Origin of the sequence: Paraburkholderia sp. BR14312, from assembly GCF_040948675.1 — a bacterium.
Classification (GTDB): domain Bacteria; phylum Pseudomonadota; class Gammaproteobacteria; order Burkholderiales; family Burkholderiaceae; genus Paraburkholderia; species Paraburkholderia nodosa_A.
In genome coordinates, this window is record NZ_JBFPKI010000018.1 from 69,985 (window position 1) to 88,502 (window position 18,518).

18 protein-coding genes are annotated in these 18,518 nt (G+C 63.9%); 10 read left to right on the top strand and 8 right to left on the bottom strand.

The genetic code is table 11. From position 1 onward, the window contains the following. The first annotated feature begins 4 nt into the window (after window positions 1–4). From AB3X98_RS37415 to fumC, 4 genes are all read left to right on the top strand, one after another. Window positions 5–1,339, top strand: coding sequence for an NAD(P)/FAD-dependent oxidoreductase (locus AB3X98_RS37415; protein ID WP_368605324.1), 1,335 nt, complete (start codon window positions 5–7; stop codon window positions 1,337–1,339). Window positions 1,340–1,413: 74 nt separating this feature from the next. Beyond that, window positions 1,414–2,358 carry an AEC family transporter gene (locus AB3X98_RS37420; RefSeq protein ID WP_368605370.1) on the top strand — a complete coding sequence of 315 codons (945 nt, stop codon included), beginning with the start codon at window positions 1,414–1,416 and terminating at the stop codon, window positions 2,356–2,358. A 52-nt stretch (window positions 2,359–2,410) separates the two neighbouring features. Next, window positions 2,411–2,548: a hypothetical protein gene (locus AB3X98_RS37425; protein WP_368605323.1), complete on the top strand. Its 138-nt coding sequence runs from the start codon at window positions 2,411–2,413 to the stop codon at window positions 2,546–2,548. 270 nt (window positions 2,549–2,818) lie between these two features. Then, window positions 2,819–4,324, top strand: a complete 1,506-nt coding sequence (gene fumC / locus AB3X98_RS37430) for a class II fumarate hydratase (protein ID WP_368605322.1) — start codon at window positions 2,819–2,821, stop codon at window positions 4,322–4,324. Here the strand turns inward: fumC and AB3X98_RS37435 are convergent, their stop codons facing one another. Both AB3X98_RS37435 and AB3X98_RS37440 read right to left on the bottom strand, forming a co-directional pair. Next, window positions 4,325–4,432 carry a helix-turn-helix domain-containing protein gene (locus AB3X98_RS37435; protein ID WP_368605321.1) on the bottom strand — a complete coding sequence of 36 codons (108 nt, stop codon included), beginning with the start codon at window positions 4,430–4,432 and terminating at the stop codon, window positions 4,325–4,327. It abuts the gene before it with no gap. 483 nt (window positions 4,433–4,915) lie between these two features. After that, complete coding sequence (locus AB3X98_RS37440) at window positions 4,916–5,230, bottom strand: DUF4148 domain-containing protein (RefSeq protein ID WP_254317415.1); 315 nt, start codon at window positions 5,228–5,230, stop codon at window positions 4,916–4,918. Between the two features lie 539 nt (window positions 5,231–5,769). Between AB3X98_RS37440 and AB3X98_RS37445 the strand changes: the two genes are divergently transcribed. Together AB3X98_RS37445 and AB3X98_RS37450 are read left to right on the top strand one after the other, a co-directional pair. Further along, complete coding sequence (locus AB3X98_RS37445) at window positions 5,770–6,522, top strand: response regulator (protein WP_254317416.1); 753 nt, start codon at window positions 5,770–5,772, stop codon at window positions 6,520–6,522. A gap of 217 nt (window positions 6,523–6,739) precedes the next feature. Further along, window positions 6,740–9,181, top strand: a complete 2,442-nt coding sequence (locus tag AB3X98_RS37450; protein WP_368610407.1) for a PAS domain S-box protein — start codon at window positions 6,740–6,742, stop codon at window positions 9,179–9,181. A gap of 18 nt (window positions 9,182–9,199) precedes the next feature. Here the strand turns inward: AB3X98_RS37450 and AB3X98_RS37455 are convergent, their stop codons facing one another. After that, window positions 9,200–9,559 (bottom strand): response regulator, encoded by a 360-nt coding sequence (locus tag AB3X98_RS37455; RefSeq protein WP_254317475.1) that lies wholly within the window; start codon window positions 9,557–9,559, stop codon window positions 9,200–9,202. Between the two features lie 382 nt (window positions 9,560–9,941). Here AB3X98_RS37455 and AB3X98_RS37460 point away from each other — a divergent pair, with 382 nt between their 5' ends. The 4 genes from AB3X98_RS37460 to AB3X98_RS37475 all read left to right on the top strand — a co-directional run bounded on the left by AB3X98_RS37460 (window position 9,942) and on the right by AB3X98_RS37475 (window position 13,598). Further along, on the top strand, window positions 9,942–10,277 hold the full coding sequence (locus AB3X98_RS37460) for a DUF4148 domain-containing protein (RefSeq protein ID WP_368605369.1): 336 nt from the start codon (window positions 9,942–9,944) through the stop codon (window positions 10,275–10,277). Between the two features lie 272 nt (window positions 10,278–10,549). Next, the gene (locus tag AB3X98_RS37465; RefSeq protein ID WP_368605319.1) at window positions 10,550–10,957 is read left to right on the top strand and encodes a CidA/LrgA family protein; all 408 of its coding nucleotides are present in this window, start codon (window positions 10,550–10,552) and stop codon (window positions 10,955–10,957) included. After that, window positions 10,957–11,691 carry an LrgB family protein gene (locus AB3X98_RS37470; protein WP_368605318.1) on the top strand — a complete coding sequence of 245 codons (735 nt, stop codon included), beginning with the start codon at window positions 10,957–10,959 and terminating at the stop codon, window positions 11,689–11,691. The genes AB3X98_RS37465 and AB3X98_RS37470 overlap by 1 nt, the downstream gene beginning before the upstream one ends. A gap of 248 nt (window positions 11,692–11,939) precedes the next feature. Further along, a complete protein-coding gene (locus AB3X98_RS37475) occupies window positions 11,940–13,598 on the top strand; it encodes a peptidoglycan D,D-transpeptidase FtsI family protein (RefSeq protein ID WP_368605317.1) in 1,659 nt (552 codons plus the stop codon). Window positions 13,599–13,619: 21 nt separating this feature from the next. On the opposite strand, the gene thiM is transcribed toward AB3X98_RS37475, so the two are convergent. The 5 genes from thiM to AB3X98_RS37500 all read right to left on the bottom strand — a co-directional run bounded on the left by thiM (window position 13,620) and on the right by AB3X98_RS37500 (window position 18,405). Beyond that, the gene (thiM, locus tag AB3X98_RS37480; RefSeq protein WP_368605316.1) at window positions 13,620–14,405 is read right to left on the bottom strand and encodes a hydroxyethylthiazole kinase; all 786 of its coding nucleotides are present in this window, start codon (window positions 14,403–14,405) and stop codon (window positions 13,620–13,622) included. A 71-nt stretch (window positions 14,406–14,476) separates the two neighbouring features. Continuing rightward, window positions 14,477–14,674 (bottom strand): rubredoxin, encoded by a 198-nt coding sequence (locus tag AB3X98_RS37485; RefSeq protein ID WP_254317423.1) that lies wholly within the window; start codon window positions 14,672–14,674, stop codon window positions 14,477–14,479. Window positions 14,675–14,847: 173 nt separating this feature from the next. Then, on the bottom strand, window positions 14,848–15,777 hold the full coding sequence (locus AB3X98_RS37490) for an NAD(P)-dependent oxidoreductase (RefSeq protein WP_368605315.1): 930 nt from the start codon (window positions 15,775–15,777) through the stop codon (window positions 14,848–14,850). A 214-nt stretch (window positions 15,778–15,991) separates the two neighbouring features. Further along, window positions 15,992–17,335 carry a chloride channel protein gene (locus tag AB3X98_RS37495; protein ID WP_254317425.1) on the bottom strand — a complete coding sequence of 448 codons (1,344 nt, stop codon included), beginning with the start codon at window positions 17,333–17,335 and terminating at the stop codon, window positions 15,992–15,994. Between the two features lie 122 nt (window positions 17,336–17,457). Continuing rightward, on the bottom strand, window positions 17,458–18,405 hold the full coding sequence (locus AB3X98_RS37500; RefSeq protein ID WP_368605314.1) for a cupin: 948 nt from the start codon (window positions 18,403–18,405) through the stop codon (window positions 17,458–17,460). Window positions 18,406–18,518: the final 113 nt, after the last annotated feature.

Here is an 18,518-nt window from a genome sequence, read left to right on the forward strand (position 1 = left end):
CTGAATGCATCGCATCGTAATCATAGGCGGCGGGGCCGGAGGCCTCGAGCTGGCGACCCGTCTGAGCAACCGCTTCGGCCTGCGCAAGCGTCAACGCGAGGGCAATGTTTGCATCACGCTGGTCGACCGCCACCCCGCCCATGTCTGGAAGCCCCTGCTGCACAAGGTGGCGGCGGGCAGCATGAGCCCGGCCTCCCACGAGCTTTCCTATGCCGCCCAGGCTCGCTGGCACGGATTCGATTTCCATCAGGGCGAGCTGGTCGGGCTCTCGCGTTCGTCAAAGCAGGTGATGCTCGGCGCCGTGCATGACGATCAGGGTGTCGAGTTGTTGCCGCAGCGCGCGCTCGACTACGACACGCTGGTCGTCGCGATCGGCAGCACGACTCAGTACTTCGGCGTGGAGGGCGCGGCCAGTCATGCGATCGCGCTCGACTCGGTCGCCCAGGCCGAGCGCTTTCGCAGGCGCTTCATCGAAGCGTGCAGACGGGCCGGCGGGGCCGCGCCGGCCTGCGGCAGTGAGAACGGCGCCCTCGCGCCGCGCATGCAGGTCGTCATCGTCGGGGCTGGGGCAACGGGCGTCGAACTGTCGGCGGAGCTGCGCGACGCCGCCTGCGAATTGTCGCAATATGGACTTCACGATCTCGACCCGACCCACGACGTGGGAATCGTCGTCATCGAGGCGGGGCCGCGCATCCTGCCAGCGCTTCCCGAGCGCGTGGCGCGCGCAACGGCTGAACGTCTCGACCAGCTGGGCGTGACGTTGATGGTGGGAGAGTCCGTCGCGCAGGTGCTCCCCGGCAGTGTCCTCACGGGCAGCGGCCAGCGGATACGCGCGGACTTGACGGTCTGGTCCGCGGGCGTGACGGCGCCCCCGGTGCTTTCCCTGCTCGACGGCTTGAACGTCAATCGGCGCGGCCAACTGGTCGTGCGCGACACGCTCCAGTCCGAAACCGACGACGACGTCTTCGCGCTCGGCGACTGCGCAGCCTGCGAATGGCCGGGAAAAAGCGGCGGCGTGCCGCCGCGCGCGCAAGCCGCGCATCAGCAGGCCGCCTTTCTGGTCGAAGCGCTCACATGCCGGGTCGAGGGCAAGACGCTGCCACAGTTCAAGTATCGCGACTTTGGGTCTCTGGTTTCGCTTAGCCGGTTCGGCGCGGTCGGAAACCTCGTGGCGGGCAGCGGTGAGGGCATGTATGTCGCCGGCTGGGTTGCGCGCGGTTTGTACGCGTCGCTCGAGCGTATGCACGTCGCGGCGTTGTACGGCATCCGGCGCATGGCGCTCGACACCGTGGCGAACTGGCTGCGCCGGTCGACGAGCCCTCGCATCAAGCTGCATTGAAGCGACGACGCGGCGCCCCCGCGCGCGGCGCGGCCGTAGTCTGTGCCGAAAGTAAACGTAAAGGTAACCTCAAAGTGGCTTCTGCAGCGCATATCCTTTTGCCCATCTTCGCCCTGATCGCGGCGGGCTTCGTCGCCCGCCGGTTGGGTTGGTTCGGCCCCGCGGCGGCGTCGGAGCTCAACCGGTTCGTCGTTCATCTGGCGTTTCCCGCGTTGCTGTTCTCCGCCATGGCTCGCACGTCATGGCACGATCTCGACCAGCCCGCACTGGCCACGACATTTGCCCTGTCATGCGCCGCGGTGTTTGCCGCCGTGCTCGTGTGGCGCATGATCTCGGGCCGCCGCCTGGCCGATGCCAGCATCGACGCCATCGCTGCGTCCTATCCAAACGCAGGCTTTATAGGCTTCCCGCTGTGCCTGCTTGCGTTCGGGCCCGCGAGCCTCACGGCGGCCACCATCGTCAATATCCTGGTCGCAACGGTCCTCTTCGGCGTCACCTGCGTGCTGATGGAGTTCGGCCTGCAAGAGGAGGCAAACCGCCTCAAGATGGTACTCAAGGTGGTCAGAGGGCTTGCGCGCAACCCAATGATCGTTGCCCCGCTTGCGGGAGCCTTGGTGTCCGGACTGAAGCTGAAACTCCCCGGAGCGGCCGGCTCGTTCCTGAGCCTGCTTGGCGGCGCCGCAACCCCGGCCGCGCTTGTGGGGCTCGGAATGTTCCTTGCCGAAAAACGCAGTCCGGCGCGCGGCACGGCGCGCGATAGCGTGCTGCTAATGCTCGCGAAGCTGCTGATGCAGCCACTGGTCGCCTGGTGGTTCGCGTTTCGCGTTTTTGCGCTGCCTGCCTCGCTGGGCCAGATCGTCGTGATGCTGGCCGCACTGCCGACTGGCACCGGGCCTTACATGCTGGCCGAGCACTACAAGCGCGATGCATCGCTGACCTCGCGCATCATTCTGCTCTCCACCGCGGTTTCCTTGGTCTCGCTTTCGGTTTTGCTGACCTGTCTTCATGGCGCGCATTGACAGGGAGTTCGCACGCCGAAGGCAAAGCTCGATTCACTGGATTGCATTTGAAATGGGTGACGGACAGCGTTGGACTCCGCTCGCTAATTGCGCGAACCCGCGTTACATCAAGACCGAACGCGGCGCGGGCTACGTCTTTATCGCGCAGGTGGACAAGCTGCCCGCCCTGGTCGAGTGGGAAAAGCGCTGACCGGCAGCTCGCTCGCCGCATCGCCTGAGTTTCACATGCAATACGGGTTCGCAGGATGGGTTTCAGTCGCAATTGATTAGCCGGAAGCTGAAACCGTCGAATAATCGCCGGTTGTTGAAATATCCCCATCGGACGCGGTCCGACGCAACGAATCCGCCACAGGCGCGCAGGCTGCGTGCATGGGCCGAAGGATCGCCGTTGCGGCACTGCCTTCGAAATGTGGGCTTTCCCAGCCGGACATCCTTTCAACGACCAGGCCAAATTACGAACATGAACCGAAGAGAAATGATGCAGTCGACGCTGCTCGCCTCGCTCGCCCTGACGAGCGGTGCCGCACTTGCCCAGCGCTCCGGCGAAGGAGCCGCCGGGTCGGCCAACGCCTTCCGGCAGGAAACGGACAGCCTGGGTGTCGTCAACGTTCCGGCGGACAAGCTTTGGGGCGCGCAGACGCAACGCTCCCTGGAGCACTTCAGCATCGGCGGGGATCTGATGCCGCGCGAAATGATCGCCACGTACGCACTCGTCAAGAAGGCGGCCGCCAACGTGAATTTCGCGCAAGGGCGCCTCGGCGCCGAGCAGCAGGACCTGATTGTCAAGGTATGCGACGAGATCCTCGCCGGCCAGCACCAGGACATGTTTCCGCTGCACGTGTGGATGACCGGCAGCGGCACCCAGTTCAACATGAACGTCAACGAGGTGATCTCGAACCGCTGCTGCCAGATCGCGGGCACGCCGCTCGGCAGCAAGACGCCCGTGCATCCTAATGACCATGTGAACATGTCGCAGTCGTCCAACGACTCGTTCCCCACCGCCATGTACATGGCAGCCGCGATCAACGTCAAGCAGCGCCTGACGCCCGCCGTGGCGAACCTGCGCGATTCCATCGGCGCGAAGGCGAAGGACTGGATGGACATCGTCAAGATCGGCCGCACCCACATGCAGGACGCGACGCCCATCACGCTTGGTCAGGAGTGGTCCGGCTACGAGGGCATGCTGACCGACAACCTCGAACGGCTCGACGATGCGCTCAAGGGCGTCTACCGACTTGCCCTCGGTGGGACGGCGGTGGGCACCGGCCTGAACGCAACGCCGCAGTTCGCGGCCGCGGTTGCCGCGGAAATTGCGCGTCTCACGAACCTGCCGTTCGTGACCGCCCCCAACAAGTTCACCGTGCAGGGCGCCCACGATGCGCTCGTTCACCTCTCGGGTACGATGCGCACGCTGGCCGTGTCGCTCTACAAGATCGCCAACGACATCCGGCTGATGTCGTGCGGCCCCCGTGCCGGCTTTGCGGAACTGATCATTCCGGAAAACGAGCCGGGCTCATCGATCATGCCCGGCAAGGTCAATCCCACGCAGGCGGAAGCGCTCGCCATGGTGGCCGCGCATGTAATGGGCAGCGATGTTTCCGCAGGAATCGGCGGCGCAAGCGGCTACCTGGAAATGAACGTGTACAAGCCGCTCATCATTTTCGACATCACGCACTCGATCACGATCATGACGGACTCGTGCACGAACTTCCGCAAGTTTCTCGTGGAAGGCACAAAGCCGAACCTGAAGAAGATCAAGGAGTACGTGGACCGCTCCCTGATGCTCGTCACCGCCCTCTCGCCGGTCATTGGTTACGACAAGGCTTCGAAGATCGCGCATTACGCCTATGACAACGACCTCACGCTCAAGGAAGCGGCGCTCAAGCTCGGCTACGTCCAGGAAGCCGAGTTCGATCGGATCGTGGACCCGCGCAAGATGGTCCAACCATACGTTGCCCACAGCTAATCACCCGGACACACGCCCTTCCCCGTGCTCACGGGTTTCCGCCTCTCTCTCCGTTTGAACGTCGTGTCCGTAGTGTTTCAGCCGAAGAATTCTAGATTCCGACAGCACGTCTTGCTGAGCCGCATGCCGATTCAGGAGGCAAGACCTATGCTTTCCGATTCGAGAGGCCGATCGCCGAAGGCCATTATGCGGGACTCAACGAATCGCTTCATGAGTCCCCGATCCCAATCTGAAGCAAACGCTCTCTATGGAACGGTGGGCTCACGTATGAGCGCAGCCTCGGGGCCGCGCTGGGGTTGCCGGGTAGTGACTCGGCACCGGCCCGCTTAACGGTGGTCGCCGTACCGCGTGCGATAGCTGCCCGTACCCGTCCGGCGTCGGAAAAAGCGCCCGGACCGCGAAGGCCCGGGCGAAGCCATCGGAGGGGGCCAATGGCGGAGGTATTCGAATGGAAGCTGGCCCACTGCCGGACATTGCCGCGCTAGCGAGCCAGTTCTTTAAACAAGAACGCGCTGGGGTGGTGCGCGCTCAGCCTGCCATGCTCAGGCCAGACACTTTTGACATCCTGCCCGTGCGTCCGGGATCAATGCATCAATGATGGCTGTACGTCGAGTTGAAGTCGGTCTTCGACACTGCGGAGCGTCCTGCGTCAGACGAACCACTCACAGCACCACCGTACCCGCCATTTGCGGCGGTTTGCTGCTCAGCAACCTTGGCTTCAGCTGCTTGAATTTGCACGGGATACGTCGTGTTGTCACCGTCGCCGACGTGATAGCCAGCCTTCTCGAGCTGGACCAGCTCCGCGCGTACCTGCGCCCGGGTGATGGGCTGGTTCGATTGAGCGAATACAGCAACCGGAGCAACGAGGGCAGCGGCAACGACAACAGCTTGAATAAGGGACTTCATGTTACTTACCTCAGACTTTGTTCAGTTCTGCTACGAACAGCCCTGTTCGTAAACCAGTGACTACAGTCTAATTAAGTAGCTGCCGAAGATTAAGGCGCACCTCCGAAGGGGACTTTTCCGGAAGGAGAGGAAAGCCCCGGTACAGTTTTGGCTGATCCGAACGTTATTGGGCGATGAAGCTCTCAAGAGTTAGAGCCCCCACCAAACCCCGGGGCGGTTCACGGCAATCGCCGGTCCCCCGAGGAGGCCATCATCAATTGCTGTTTAAGGTGCGTTGCAGCGTCGACTCAGAATGACATCCGTAATAGGTGACGGATGCATTTGCGCACCGCTCGCCGATTGCGCGATCCACGCAATGCGGATAACGTTGGCGACGGTGTTGATGCTGATTCCGCACAACCGTTAAAATCCGCGTACAGTCAAATCAGCAGGCTGACCTTCCTTACGCAACGTTGTCTGAACGATCGGCAACGCGAACCGGCAACCGCCGATCGCATGGGCTAACCCGCCAGGCATTCACTGTCTCGAGCTTTTCAGTCATGGTCGACGTCACCTTGCCTCACATCCTCATCGTCGATGACGATCCCGCCATTCGCGACGTCACGACCGAGTACCTCGGACAGAACGACTTCCGCGTCTCCGCGGCGGCGAACGGGACGGAAATGGCGGTCACGCTCAGGAACGGTGCTGTCGATCTGATCATTCTGGATTTGCGCATGCCGGGCGAAGACGGTATGAAAATCGCCAGCCGCATTCGTGAACAATCAACGCTCCCCATTTTGATTCTTTCGGGCCGAAAGGAAGAGGCAGACCGTGTGATGGCGCTGGAGCTGGGTGCGGACGACTACATGACCAAGCCGTTCAGTTGCCGCGAACTGTTGGCGCGCGTTCGCGCCCTTCTGCGCCGATCGAAGACCGCCCAGGTTGCCACCGGGCGGCAGGCCAATGCGCGAGGCTACCGTTTCGCCGGTTGGGAACTGAACATCAACACACGACGCCTGCTCTCCCCAGCCGGCGAACCGGTGGGCTTGACCAACGGCGAGTTTTCGCTGCTCGCCGCGTTTCTCGCTTCGCCCGGCATGGTCCTGACGCGAGATCAACTGCTCGAATCGAGCCGGCTTTACGACGAGGTCTACGACCGCGCAATCGATGTGCAAATTCTGCGGCTGCGCCGAAAAATCGAGGAAGACCCGTCGAACCCTCGTTACATCAAGACCGAACGCGGCGCGGGCTACGTCTTTACCGCGCAGGTGGACAAGCTGCCCGCCCAGGTCGAGTGGGAAAAACGCTGACCCGCAGCTTTCTCGCCGCATCGCCTGAGTTTCACATGCAATACCGGTTCGCAGGAATGTTTCCGCCGGAATACGACACTGCCCCCTCTACGTCGGATGACTCGAAGCAATACGAGGTGGCCCGCGTTTGTCTGACCGTTTCTAACTGAACACCAAAGCCTCGATGAGCACCGAAAGAATCAGGCGCCGGTTTGCGTGGCCGCACCGGTACAGGCTATTGGCGGCGGGCGGATGCCTGATCGTGGTCCTTTTGTGGATCGGCGCCGTCACGGAAAGCCTTCGATCGCGCCAACTGGTGCTCCAGTCCAACGGCAGGGAACTGTCCAGCCTCGCAAGCGCACTGGCGGAGCAAACCGCCCGCTCCTTGCAGGGCGTCGAATTCATTCTTCGGCGCACCTCCGGCTGGGCGCTCGACGCAAAGATCGCACAGGACTCCCAGGAGGCGGCGAACCGCTTTCTTCGCGAGGAAATGGCCGGCGTACCCCAAGTCAGGCAACTCGACATCGTCGATGCCACTGGCCGGCGGATAGCAACGACCCTCCCCGGCAGCCCCGCCGCCAACGTTTCACAGCGGGCTTACTTCAGGGCCGTGCAGCGCGCATCGGGCAACGCGCTGGTGGTGAGCGAGCCGCTCGTCAGCATAGTCGACGGTCGGCCCACGTTTGCGATGGCCAGCCGTCTGGAGGACGAACATGGCCGATTCGCGGGCGCCGTGGTCGCGCTGATCGAGAACGGCTACTTTCGCGACTTTTACAGGCGGGTCGATTCGGACGAAGGCACCGGCATCACGCTACTGCGCGAGGACGGCGCACCGGTCGTGTCGTCCGAAAGCAGAAAGGAAGCAGGCGGGCTTGGGCGGCCAGTACTCTCCGCCCGCAAGCAGGTGCCCGGATTCCAGCTGGCGGTCGACGTCACCCGAGACGAGGCACTGGTGCTTCAGACATGGCGCGTATCCACGATCTACGATTTCATGGCCACCGGTGCATTGTCGCTCCTCGTGGTGGGACTCGGCATCGCGCTCATGAGGCGGCTGCAGCAACTCGGACGCTTCACGCACCGGCTCCAGTCGAGCCAGCAACGCTGGAGGGCCGTGTTCGACAACGCACCGGCGGGAATCATGCTGTTGCGGCGTCGCGGGCGATACCTCGCCACCAACCCCGCTTTTCAACGCATGGTCGGCTACTCTTCGGCGGAACTCAAGAACCTGTCGGCGACCGACATCACGCACCCCGAGGATGTCGAGCTTACCCGGCAACATTTCGAACGGCTGCTGCAAGGCGGCTTGCAGAGCGTTCGCTTCGAAAAGCGCTACCAGCACCGCGACGGATACACCGTCTGGGCCGACGTGCGCCTCGCGCTGGTGACTGTGTCGGAGGAGGCGTCGAGCAAGGATCCGGCACGCCAGGAAGATGTCATCGTGGCGACCGTGGAGGATGTCACCCAGCGCCGCGAAGACGAACAGGCGCGCCGTCTGCTCGAAAGCCAGCTGAGGCAGTCGCAGAAGCTGGAGGCGTTGGGCACCTTCGCCGGCGGCATTGCCCATGACTTCAACAACATCCTCGGCGCGATCGTCGGCTATGGCGAACTCGCGCTCCAGGCCCTCGCGGACGAGACACCGCAGCAGCGCTATGTCGCGCAGGTTCTCAAATCGGCGGACCGCGCGCGCGCGCTGGTCGAGCGCATTCTCACCTTCAGCCGCAGCGGACTGACGACCCGGCAGCCCGTACACGTTCAGCCCGTCGTCCATGACGCGATCGAAGCGATGAAGGTGCGCCTTCCTGCCGGCATCCGGCTGGAAGTCGAACTGAACGCACCGGAGGCCCGCATCGAAGGCGATCCGGCGCATATCGACCAGTTGGTGATGAACCTTTGCGCGAATGCGGTCCACGCGATGCCGGCCGGCGGAACGCTCAAGGTAGTCCTGGACACGCTGGATCTGGGCGCCGCGCGCTCGCTTTCGCACATTGCCGTGGAAGCGGGGCATTTCGTGCGGCTCGCCGTATCCGATAGCGGCGTTGGCATGGCGCCCGACCTCCTCGAACGCATCTTCAACCCCTTCTTCACGACGCGCAAGGCAGGCGAGGGAACGGGGTTGGGACTCGCGCTCGTGGACGGAATCGTTCGCGAATACGGCGGAGGAATCGACGTAACGACGACGGTTGGCGCAGGAAGCCGATTCGAGCTTCTGCTACCGACAACCGATTCGCTCGCCAGTCAACCGCGTGAGGACGACAAGGGCTGCCCTTACGGTGAAGGGCAGGCAATCCTGCTCGTCGACGATGAGGAAGCGCTCGTGAGAATCGGCGAAGAGCGCCTCGCGGAACTGGGCTATGAACCTGCAGGCTTCGTCTCCAGCAACGCGGCGTGGCAGGCTTTTCGGGCCGACCCTCAACGCTTCGACGCGGTCGTTACGGACCAGACCATGCCCGGGGTGACCGGCGTCGAACTCGCGCGGATGATACGCTCGCTTCGCGCAGACATACCCATCATCCTTGTCAGCGGATTCAGCAGCCCCGCGCTCGAAGCGCAGGCGCGCGAGGCAGGCGTCAATGTGCAATTGCGCAAGCCGTTGCCCAGGGCGGAGCTGGCGCGCACGCTGAAGCACCTGCTGCCCGACCTGCCGCCCCCCACCCCACCGGAGGTGTCCACGGCGCGCTGAACGCCGCGCGGCGGCCGCTCAGCGCGATTCGCGCGCCCCTGCGGTCAACGCCGCAGCGGCTTGCAGCAAGACTTCGCGCTTGAACGGCTTGGCCAGCGCCTGCTCCACGCCCAACCGGCGGGCAAGCATCGACGTGGCGTGAACCTGTGTCGGAAAATAGCCAGAGATCGCGATTACGGGTACCGAAGGAAAGCAACGCCGAACGCAAGCGATTCGCTTCGCATCCATCGCCTTTGGCTGATTGATATCGACCACCGCAAGATCGACCGGACCCGGACGAAAGTCGGGCAGGCCGGCGCTTGTCGCCTCCACGACGTCGTAGCCCGCGTCTCGCAACGTGAGCGAGAGCAGCGCCCGCATCGACACGTCGTCCTCCATCACCAGGACCCTCTTTCGATCTTCCACCATCGACCTTTACTGTTGTCACACATTGGCAGTGCGGATTCCCATCACCCACATGTCATCTCAACAGATGCCTGTTTCGGAGATCTTTCGTCAGACTGCCCCCTGGTTTCAAATGCAACAGGCGTGAGATCCGCTACGACTCAGGATCGCTCGCGGCGCAGGGCGATATTCCAACGGTTTCCTTATTAACCGGAAGCCGGGCCCATGGAGCATCCGGGTCCATAGCGCGGATACGCAATTCCATTCCTTGTCGAAAAAATTCCTTTGCGGCATGGGGGTTAAACATCCAGAGCGATCTCCCTACACTCGGGCTGTCGAATCTGGACATCAATCGCCAGCCACATTTACGGAGTCAATCGTTGTGAAATCGCTTACCCGCGCCATGGCGCTCGCCACGCTCATCTTCCCGATCGTTTCATTCGCGCAATCGAACGGCCCAATCACCCGCGCGCAAGTGCGCGCTGAACTCGTGCAACTCGAGAGCACCGGATGGCGCCCTGGCGCAGGCTCGGATCCGCACTACCCAGACGACATTCAGGCTGCCGAAGCAAAGGTCGCAAAAATGAACAGTGCGGCAAGCGGATACGGTGGAAGCGCCAGCGGGACGTCGAGCGCCGGGCAGGCGCAAACAGGGCAAATGCACGATGTCGAAGTGTCGTCGTACTCTCCCCCGATCTACCTACACCATTGAGCCCTGCGTGGCAGGCCCCGGTAGCGCGGAGAGGGTCCCGCCAGGCGCTATTAAGTGGCGGGACGAGCAAGCCCGGCGGCGGGTCGCGCTTCAGCGGCGGCGGCGCTATGGCCGCTTGCGGCAACGCTTCCGGATCCGTCAAGCCCCTTTGCGCAAAGGTCAATTCGACGGTCCGGCTTTCGGATGACTTCGTCGCGCCATACGTTGGAGCTTGCAATCCGGAAATCCACGAGCAATGCCATTTCCGCTACCTTGAACGGAAGAGCCCACTCATGCCATTCGCACTGACCATCCTGGTCGGAACGCAACTCATAGCCGAAGTGCTGCGACGTGTTCTGCATTTGCCCTTGCCGGGCCCGGTAATCGGCATGTTCCTCCTCGCACTCGCGCTCATCGGCCCGGCGCGCCGGTGGCTGGCCCCCACCGCGGGCAAGCCATCCGCCCTCGAGCAAACGGCGACGACATTGATTTCGAATATGGGGCTGCTGTTCGTGCCGGCGGGAGTTGGCATCGTCGCGGAGCTGGGCGTGCTGCGACGCGAATGGTTTCCGATCGTGGCGGGACTCATTGTCTCGACGGTGCTTGGGCTCGTCGTGACGGGAGTCGTCATGCACCGGATCATGCGCCGCTCGGAAATGCGCGAGCTGAGCACCGCCGGCAGTCAGGAGGAGGCCAACTGATGTTCCGCAACCTATGGACCCCGCTCGCCCTGACGCCGCTGCTGTGGCTGACGCCGCTGCTGTGGCTGACGCTGACGCTGGCCGCCTACGCGATCGGCCTCCTCGTTCAGCGCGTATGCCGGAAATCGCCGCTCGCCAATCCAGTCCTGATTGCGATCGCCATTGTTGTCGCGATACTCGAATCGACGAACACTCACTACGAGGCGTACTTTGCCGGCGCCCAGTTCATCAACTTCCTCCTCGGCCCGGCAACGGTGGCGCTCGCGATCCCCCTTGCACTCAATCTGGCTCATATCCGCCGCAGCCTCCATGGCCTCGGCCTCGCCTTGCTCGCCGGATCGCTCACGTCGACGGTGAGCGGCGTCGCCATCGTATGGTTCCTCGGCGGCGGCCGGGAGGTGGCGCTTTCGATGGCGCCCAAGTCCGTCACGACGCCCATCGCGATGGCCCTCGCCCAGGAAGTGGGCGGCGTGCCCGCGCTCACGGCTGCCCTCGCTATCGCAGGCGGCATCGTTGCCGCCGTGATCGGCGGCACGGTGCTGCGCTGGTTCCGCGTTGACGACTGGCGTTCGCACGGTCTCGCCGCCGGCGTCGCGGGCAGCGGCGTCGCCGCTGCTCAGGTTGCGCCGCTGAGCGGGCTCGCCGCCGCCTTTGCGGCCATCGGCATCGGCCTCAATGGTCTCGTCACCGCACTCGTCGTGCCGCTCCTCGTCATGCTTTGGCCGATGAAGTGACATTCATTCGTTATCCATATCAGTAGGACGGGCTGGCCACATTTCGCAAAGCTGATTTCCCGCATCGGCCATTGCGCCCCACGCGTTGCGCCAGTAATTTCGCATCCACGCCCGGGCTTCGCACCGGGCGGGCGTATTGCCCAATGCACGCCCAACTGGCCTACCGATCACGCATGCCCCGCCACCTCCCCTTTGATCAAAGCCCGGTGCTCAATCGCACCACCCACCGCGGACGCTCTACGATTGTGATGGCGCTCATCACTGTGGCGTTTGCAGCCTGCATCGTGCGCGCGTTCTGGATTCAGGTCGCCGCCAATGGCTTCTATCGCCGGCAGGGAGACTCGCGCGTCGATCACGTGATCGACGTGCCCGCGCAGCGCGGGCGCATCCTGGACCGTAACGGCGCTGTTCTGGCGGCGAGCGTACCCGTCAAGGCAATCTGGATCGACGCAACGGCAGTGCCCGACGACCTGCCGCCCGGCAAGCTTGCAACGCTTGCCCGCCTGCTGGACCTCGCACCGCAGCGGATCAACGCAGCCATCGACCATGACCGTTCATTCTTTTACCTGAAGCACGACGTTCCGTTGAGCGTCGCCGATCAGGTCGAGTCGCTGCGCATTCCTGGCATCCATGCGAGCCCCGAATACCAACGCGTTTATCCGGAAGGCGAGGTCACGGCGCAGGACGTGGGTTTCACAGGACTCTCCGGCAACGGAGAAGACGGCATCGAACTCGCGGCCGATGCCACGCTGCGCGCCGAGGATGGGCAAAAGCTGGTCGTGCGCGACCGCGTGGGTCACGTCGTGATGGATCTCGGCGATATCACGCCGGTGCGTCCGGGAACGGATATCCGCCTCGCACTAAATAGCCACATCCAGAGTGCCACGTGGTTGGCCTTGCGCGATGCGGTCACGCAAAGCGGTGCCGAAAACGCTTCGGCCGTGGTGGTGGACGGCAAGACCGGCGAGATCCTCGCGCTCGCAAATTACCCGAGCTACGACCCCAACGACCGGACCGCACTGCGCGGCGCGGCGCTGCGCAATCGCGCCGTGACCGACGTCTTCGAACCGGGGTCCATCATGAAACCGTTCACGGTATCGCTTGCGCTCGATTTGCAGCGCGTGAGCCCGGATTCGCTCGTGCAGACCAATCGCAGCTTGCTGCTCGACGGCGCAACGATCACCGATGATGCGAACTTCGGCACGCTCACGGTTGCCGGAGTGATCCAGAAGTCGAGCAACATCGGCGCCACGAAGATCTCGCTGACGATGAAGTCCGAGGAAATCTGGGGCATGTACGACTCGCTGGGCCTCGGTCATCGTCCGGCGCTGGGATTCCCCGGTGCCGCCCCCGGAATCGTGAGGCCATGGCGGCACTGGCGGCGCATTGAGCAGGCGACCATGTCGTACGGCTACGGGCTTTCCGTCTCGCTGGTCCAACTGGCCCAGGCCTATACGGTCTTCGTCGATGACGGCACCATGATGCCGCTCTCGATATACAAGCGTTCAGGCCTGTTGCCCGCCGGCACGCGTGTTTTCACGCAGCGCACGGCCGACGAGATGCGCGCCATGCTGGAGAGCGTCGTCGCGAAGGGGGGCACCGCCCCGCAGGCACAGGTGCCGGGCTACAGTGTCGGCGGCAAGACGGGCACGGCGTACACCGCCACTGCCCATGGCTACGACCACAGCGCCTACCGCGCGTCGTTCGTCGGGATTCTTCCCATTCGAGAGCCCCGGCTCATCATCGCCGTGTCGGTCAACAAGCCGAAGGGCGCGCGGCACTTTGGCGGCGACGTATCGGGCCCGGTGTTCGCGCGCATCGCGCAGATAGCGGTCCAGGTGCTCGGTCTCGCGCCCGACAAGCCAGTGAGCCAGGTCATGAAAGACGGGAAACGTCAGGACACGTAGCCGCAAGCGCGCGCCGCACACTCAGGCTGCGTGAGGGTCGAGTTCGGAGAGCGCGTCGAGAAAGGCCACGCCAAAGCTGCCGGTGCCGCGCACCCCAGCCGCACGCTCTGCCGCAACGGCATAGATCGCGTGAGCCGCGCTCGCGGCCTGGATGGCGGCAGGTGTCACGGGAAGCAGCGCGGCGATCAGCGCACCGAGGCTACAACCCGCGCCGGTGACACGGGCAAGTCGAGCGTCGCCACCACCGATCGCAACCACTTCGCTGCCATCCGTCACGTAGTCGGTTTCGCCGCTGACCGCGACGACCGCGCAGGTCTGCTGCGCGAGCCGCTGGATGTAAGGCAGCGCGTCGATGGAGCGGGCTTGCGTCTCCACGCCTTTGCCCGGCGCCTCGCCGCCCGCGAGGGAAATGAGCTCGCTCGCGTTGCCCCGAATAACCGCTGGCTTGTACGTCAACAGCGAGCGTATCGTCTCGTCGTACGCGGCGCTGCCCGCGCCAACGGCAACAGGATCGAGCACCCAGGGTGTGCCTGCTCCATGGGCCGAGCATGCCGCGGCGCGCAGCGCATCCGGCCCGTCGCTCACGAGCGCGGCACCGTTTATCCATAGCGCACGGGCGCCGGCCGCAAAGCACGCAGGCCAGTCGAGCGCGGCGCCGATGGCCGGCGCCGCGCCGACCGCGAGGAGCACATTGGCACTCAGACTGGCCGCAATGTAGTTGGTGAGGCCGTAAACAAATGGCTTCTCACGCCTTAAAGCCGCCAGCGCATCTCGCACGGGCGTGTCGTTCCAGGCAATAGTCTTCACGGTTCCTAAGTCTCTTCGAGCGGCTATGTCATGCCGCCTTTTTCGTTCCCGGGGCCGGTTGTCCCCAAGGGCTACAGGCGCACCATTTCAAAATCGCGCTTGCCGACACGGCACAATGGGCAGACCCAGTCCTCCGGCACATCTTCCCAGGCCGTTTGCGCGGCAATGCCGTCTTCGGGCACGCCCTCCGCTTCGTTGTAGATCCAGCCGCAAATGATGCACACCCACAGCCGCGCGGCCGGCGGGTGCGCCGGGCTTCTCGTATTCATGATCTTGCAAATTCGTTGAAAGCATCAGTGCCGTGCTGTTGGCTGCCACACGCCCCTCACCCGCGTTCGCGGGCGGTGCTGCGGGCGGCAGGCCGCACGGCGCCGCCCAGCCGTCGCGGGTGCGAGTCGCGCGGTAGTCGCGCGGTAGCCACGCCACAACGCGCGACGTCGGCTCAGAGGCCGGCGCTGAACGCAGCCAGCTTACCGAGCGCCGACCAGTCGAGCGCGTCCCAGCCGCGCGCCGAAACCGCGACGAGGCGATCACGCACGACGCTCGCCACGGGCATCGGTGCCCCGACCTTTTCGGCATGGCTCAGCGCGAGGCGCAAATCCTTGACTGCGAGGGGCACGGTCATGCCCGGCGGGGAATACCGCTCATCGACGATCTTTCCGCCATAAGCCTTGTGCACCTTGCCGTCGAACAGCGACTCGGTCAGCACCTCAAAGGCCGCTTTTTGATCGATGCCCGCCTTGCGAAGAAACGCGAGCACCTCGCCCATGCTCTGCATCGTGGCTGCGGTTAGTACATTGCCTGCGAGCTTGAACGCGTTCGCAAGCCCCGGTTGCTCGCCCAGCGGAAAGACGCGCTGGCCGAGCCGTTCGAGCACCGGCATGCAACGCGCGAGCGTTGCGCCTTCACCAGCGGCGAGCACATAGAGCCTGCGCGCCCTGGCGAGATCCGGGTTCCCCAGAACCGGGGCCGACACGTATCCCTGACCGTGCTCGCGATGCAGGTCGATAAGCGCGCCCGCCGCGTCGGGGCTGATCGTGCTCATCGAAATGTGCACGGCTCCCTTGGCGAGCACCGTCGAGAGATGCGCCCCAACTTCCTTCGCCGCATCGTCGTCGGGCACCATGCTGATGACCACGTCGCATGCAGCGAGCGCTGCCCAGTCGTCAGTCGCCACAGCATTGCCGCTCACCGCCGCCTCGGCGCATGCCCGGTCGCGGTCGAACACCACCACGGACAAGCCGTCCTCGATCAGATTTCCGGCGAACGCCGCACCCATCCTCCCCGCGCCCACCACGCCCACCGTGGCCGGTACGCTCGCTGCGGACTCGACGTTTCCGTTCTGGGAATCCTGCTTTGAAACCATAACCATTTCATACTCCAAATCAAATTAATGGCAGCTTGTCCCGCCGGATTCGCCTTGAGCTCCACCGTCCGCTCGCGCGAATGTGAGCCGCATTGTGCCGCTATGGATTACATGTTGTCGAAGGCAGGCCGCGTCCGAAAGCCCGGCCCGACAAGACTGTTTTGCAGGCATGGGAGGACCGGCGCCCCCCTGAGCGAATGCGCAATATGCGCCGCGCTGCTCATTCGTTGTGAAGCGCAGGCACCTTTTCGAGCGCGGGCTTCGCGCTCACACGCTGGCTCTTCGACGTCGGACTCGCGCTCCCGGCCAGCGCCTTCGACATCAGTCTGAATGTCGATACCGAGCCCGCGATGCACAAGAGCATCGGAACCAGCGCATCTTGATTCACGCGAGTGAACTCGAGCATGAGCACGACTGCCGTAAGCGGCATTTGCATGGAGGCGGCGAGAAAGGCGCTCGCTCCGACCATGGCGAAACTGCCCGCGGAGGTTCCCGGCCAGAGCATGTTCCACAGGCCGCCCAGCACAATGGCAAGCAACGCGCCATTCGCGAGCCCCGGCGTTAGAAGGCCGCCCTCGGCGCCCGCGCGCAGACTCGACGCTTCGATTGCCACTTTCAGCACGAGCAGCGTGGCTGCCAGTCCGATGGTGAGATGGCTGTCGAACGCGAGGCCTGCCGGGCCCTTTCCATTGCCCGCCAACTGCGGGTAGTAGATGACGAGAACACCGATCACCGCGAAATTGAGCACCGAAAGAGCAGGCAAACGCCAGTCCTTCGGCGCGTGGGCACGCGCAGCGCTCGTGAGCCGGACGAAGCCCCACGCCGCCGCCCCGAACACCGGCCCTGCCATCGTGGACCACACGACGAGCGGCGCTCCCAGCGTCAGTTGCGCAACGCTGTACTGCTGTTCGTTGCCGAGCCCGACCCATGCCGTGACCGCGGCCAGCGAAGAAGTCACGATGGCCGGCACCGCGAGCCGCCATTCGAAACTACCCAGCAGTACTTCGAGCACAAAGAGCGCTCCGCCCAATGGCACGTTGTAGACCGCTGCGAGCCCGGCGCCCGCTCCGCATGCCACAAGAACGCGCTGATCCGCGAGCGACAGCCCCGCTTGCCGCGCGAGCCAGCCTCCCCACAGCGCGCCGATCTCTCGCGGTGCGACTTCCCGCCCGAGAGGCGAGCCCAATGCGACCGTCACGATCTGCAGCAAGGCATGCACGATGGTGCTCAGAACCGGCATGCGAGGAGCGCCGGCAGTCAGCGCCTGCTTGATGCTGACCAGTGGGCGTCCCCAGCGATAGAGTGCCCACCAGCCGAAACCGGCCACGAGGCCGCAGAGCACGAGCGCCTCGAAGCGTCGCGCAGGCGACGCGTCAGTGACACCGCTTAGAAAGGATTCCTCACTTACTATTCGACAGAGGCTATAGGCATATGCCAGATGCTGGATTTCATGAAGCAAGAGCGCCAGCATCATGCCACCGAGCCCGGCGCCTACGCCGGTGAGCGCGCTAGCCACAACAAACTTCACATAGCCGCGCAGCGCGTTACTGGAACCTGAAGTCATCACTGCAATGCATCGGAACGATGGAATCGCACGAGCCACGCAAGGCGGGCGCGCCGCGCAACCGCTGCTCGCGCGGCTGCTTTCAACGGCGCGCCGAACATCTCGTCCGCTTGCGTCACGCCTTAGCGCGCAAAGCGAATGTCGAGCGAGCGCAGGTAGGTCTGCAGACCGGCATCCTGAAGCGGAATGACGTAGGCGGCTTCGTCCGACTCGTTGAAGTGCGCATGCCAGTACCCCGGAGGCGTGACGAATGCCATCCCCGGCTTCCAGTCAACGCGTACCGGATCGATGATGTTGCCTTCCTCGTCGACTTCCGTGCCAACCAGCGTGTAGACACCAGGCTTGCAATCCGGAATGAAGTCGAGTGCGATCGACTGATGGCGGTGCGGCTTTTGCATGGATTGCGGCGCAACCGCGCCGAACATGGCCCACATCGAGTGCGTAACCGTGCGCGTCTGCGGAAAATTCGCGTTCCCGAGCAGCACGCTGATGCGGTTGCGCTGGCTTGCGCCGGGGGCTGCCGCGACCTTGTCGAGTTCAGCCTTTGCGCGCGCGGCCGGATAGAGCGTGGGCGCGAAGCGTTGGCGCGACACGCGGGTTCCCAGGTAGCTGAGCAGCGGGCCATCGTTGACGTTGTAGATGCGCGCCGTGGCATCCGCGGCCAGCACAGCCTCGTCACCGCCGGGCAGCGCGAAGAAGTCGCCGGTGCCAAAGCTGAACGCCGAGTCGCCCTGCGAGACCGTGCCACTGCCTTCCAGCACATAAAAGACCTGCGACGTGGCGTTCGGATTGACCGAAAGCTTCTCGTCCGCTTCGATACGCAGGAAATTCGCCAGCAGGCCGGGGCCCGTTGCCGGGTAATCAACGCCCAGTGCCTTCGAGAGATCGAGCGGCACGATACGCGTCGAGCCGCTGTCGTAGAGTTCCGAGAGGAACGAATGATATGGCACGCGCGAGATCAGCTTCGCGCCGATCGGGTTGGCCGAGCTGGTGTATTCGAAGTATTGGGCGTCACGCGTTGCGGCCTCGTCATCGAGACGAACGGTAGAAACTGCGGTTTTGTCGAGCATGGTAGGCACCCTAAGTAACGTTGAACTACGGTTCGGGACACAGTGCGCCGCGTCCGGTGTGCGACAGAAGAACGCAGCGTCAACGTCACTATAGGAAGGTTGCCGGCCGGCCA